This is a genomic window from Rhodococcus sp. IEGM 1307 (assembly GCF_030056915.1).
Taxonomy (GTDB): Bacteria; Actinomycetota; Actinomycetes; order Mycobacteriales; family Mycobacteriaceae; genus Rhodococcus_F; species Rhodococcus_F opacus_D.
The window spans coordinates 1-3276 of record NZ_JASHKW010000053.1 but is presented as its reverse complement, the minus strand read 5'-3'; the positions used below and the strand labels follow the sequence as shown (position 1 = coordinate 3276).

Sequence of the window (3276 nt, the reverse complement as noted above, 5' to 3'; positions counted from 1 at the left end):
GGTCTGGTGTCTGTGTGGGTGGTTGGTTGTGTGTTGTTTGAGAACTGCACAGTGGACGCGAGCATCTTTGTTGTAAGTAATGAAGAGCGTACGGTGGATGCCTTGGCACCAGGAGCCGATGAAGGACGTAGGAGGCTGCGATAAGCCTCGGGGAGCTGTCAACCGAGCTGAGATCCGAGGATGTCCGAATGGGGAAACCCAGCACGAGTGATGTCGTGTTACCCGCACCTGAATATATAGGGTGTGTGGAGGGAACGTGGGGAAGTGAAACATCTCAGTACCCACAGGAAGAGAAAACAATAGTGATTCCGTGAGTAGTGGCGAGCGAAAGCGGAAGAGGCTAAACCATGGATGTGTGATAGCCGGCAGGTGTTGCATTCGTGGGGTTGTGGGGTTCATCTTGTCAATGCTGCCGTGTTGGCCGACAGTAAGAAATCATTGTGTTAGTGGAAGTGGTCTGGAACGGCCTGTCGTAGAGGGTGAGAGTCCCGTACACGAAAACATGATGACTGTCGTGATGGAAACCCAAGTAGCACCGGGCCCGTGAAATCTGGTGTGAATCTGTCGGGACCACCCGATAAGCCTGAATACTCCCTGGTGACCGATAGCGGACTAGTACCGTGAGGGAAAGGTGAAAAGTACCCCGGGAGGGGAGTGAAATAGTACCTGAAACCGTGCGCTTACAATCCGTCAAAGCCTTTGCACACTTCGGTGTGGGGGGTGATGGCGTGCCTTTTGAAGAATGAGCCTGCGAGTTAGTGGCATGTCGCGAGGTTAACCCGTGTGGGGTAGCCGTAGCGAAAGCGAGTCCGAATAGGGCGTTTTTAGTGGCATGTTCTAGACCCGAAGCGGAGTGATCTACCCATGGCCAGGTTGAAGCGACGGTAAGACGTCGTGGAGGACCGAACCCACTTAGGTTGAAAACTGAGGGGATGAGCTGTGGGTAGGGGTGAAAGGCCAATCAAACTCCGTGATAGCTGGTTCTCCCCGAAATGCATTTAGGTGCAGCGTCGCGTGTTTCTCACCGGAGGTAGAGCTACTGGATGGTCTAGGGGGCCCACAAGCTTACCGAAATCAGCCAAACTCCGAATGCCGGTGAGTGAGAGCGCGGCAGTGAGACTGCGGGCGATAAGGTTCGTAGTCGAGAGGGAAACAGCCCAGATCGCCAGCTAAGGTCCCTAAGCGTGTACTAAGTGGAAAAGGATGTGGGGTCGCGAAGACAACCAGGAGGTTGGCTTAGAAGCAGCCACCCTTGAAAGAGTGCGTAATAGCTCACTGGTCAAGTGATCCTGCGCCGACAATGTAGCGGGGCTCAAGTACACCACCGAAGCTGCGGCATTCACACAATGCACCCCCTTGATTCTGCGGAGTCTTGGGCAGTGGTGTGGATGGGTAGGGGAGCGTCGTGTGGCCATGGAAGCGGCGGGGTGACCCAGCCGTGGAGGCCACACGAGTGAGAATGCAGGCATGAGTAGCGAAAGACGAGTGAGAAACTCGTCCGCCGAATGACCAAGGGTTCCTGGGCCAGGTTAATCCGCCCAGGGTGAGTCGGGACCTAAGACGAGGCCGACAGGCGTAGCCGATGGACAACGGGTTGATATTCCCGTACCCGTGTGAACGCGCCCCTGGTGAATCAGTGATACTAACCATCCTGAAGCGTCCTTACGCCCCTTCGGGGGCCCTGGATGTGGATGCATGGGACCTGATCTGGTAGTAGCCAAGCGATGGGGTGACGCAGGAAGGTAGCTGAGCCAGTCAGTGGTAATACTGGTGTAAGCCTGTAGGGCGAATGGTAGGCAAATCCGCCATTCATTAAGCCTGAGAGGTGACGCATAGCCGAATGAGGCGAATTCAGTGATCCTATGCTGCCGAGAAAAGCCTCTAGCGAGCTTTCACACGGCCCGTACCCCAAACCGACACAGGTGGTCAGGTAGAGAATACTAAGGCGATCGAGATAACTATGGTTAAGGAACTCGGCAAAATGCCCCCGTAACTTCGGGAGAAGGGGGGCCTCGTCCGGTGATCACTCTTGCAGTGTGAGCTGGGTGGGGCCGCAGAGACCAGTGAGAAGCGACTGTTTACTAAAAACACAGGTCCGTGCGAAGTCGTAAGACGATGTATACGGACTGACGCCTGCCCGGTGCTGGAAGGTTAAGAGGACCGGTTAGCTCTTCGGAGCGAAGCTGAGAATTTAAGCCCCAGTAAACGGCGGTGGTAACTATAACCATCCTAAGGTAGCGAAATTCCTTGTCGGGTAAGTTCCGACCTGCACGAATGGCGTAACGACTTCTCAGCTGTCTCAACCATAGACTCGGCGAAATTGCATTACGAGTAAAGATGCTCGTTACGCGCGGCAGGACGAAAAGACCCCGGGACCTTCACTACAGCTTGGTATTGGTGTTCGGTTCGGTTTGTGTAGGATAGGTGGGAGACTGTGAAGCGCTCACGCCAGTGAGTGTGGAGTCGTTGTTGAAATACCACTCTGATCGTATTGGACCTCTAACCTCGGACCATGATCTGGTTCAGGGACAGTGCCTGGTGGGTAGTTTAACTGGGGCGGTTGCCTCCCAAAATGTAACGGAGGCGCCCAAAGGTTCCCTCAGCCTGGTTGGCAATCAGGTGTCGAGTGCAAGTGCACAAGGGAGCTTGACTGTGAGACTGACAGGTCGAGCAGGGACGAAAGTCGGGACTAGTGATCCGGCACCGGCAAGTGGAAGCGGTGTCGCTCAACGGATAAAAGGTACCCCGGGGATAACAGGCTGATCTTCCCCAAGAGTCCATATCGACGGGATGGTTTGGCACCTCGATGTCGGCTCGTCGCATCCTGGGGCTGGAGTAGGTCCCAAGGGTTGGGCTGTTCGCCCATTAAAGCGGCACGCGAGCTGGGTTTAGAACGTCGTGAGACAGTTCGGTCTCTATCCGCCGCGCGCGTTAGAAACTTGAGGAAGGCTGTCCCTAGTACGAGAGGACCGGGACGGACGAACCTCTGGTGTGCCAGTTGTTCCACCAGGAGCACCGCTGGTTAGCTACGTTCGGAAGGGATAACCGCTGAAAGCATCTAAGCGGGAAGCCTGTTCCAAGATGAGGTTTCTCACCCCCTCGAGGGGGTAAGGCCCCCGGCAGACCACCGGGTTGATAGGCCAGAACTGGAAGTCCGGTAACGGATGCAGGTGACTGGTACTAATAGGCCGAGGACTTACCACAAAGAAGCTACGCGTCCACTGTGCAGTATCTGAAACAACACACACGTTTCAGAACAGAAGAAAGAAGAACACC

At 55.2% G+C, this 3276-nt stretch carries 1 rRNA gene; it reads left to right on the top strand.

The features are described from left to right. Window positions 1–70 precede the first annotated feature (70 nt). Window positions 71–3204: ribosomal RNA gene (locus tag QM841_RS42730) — 23S ribosomal RNA — on the top strand. The last annotated feature ends 72 nt before the right edge of the window (window positions 3205–3276 follow it).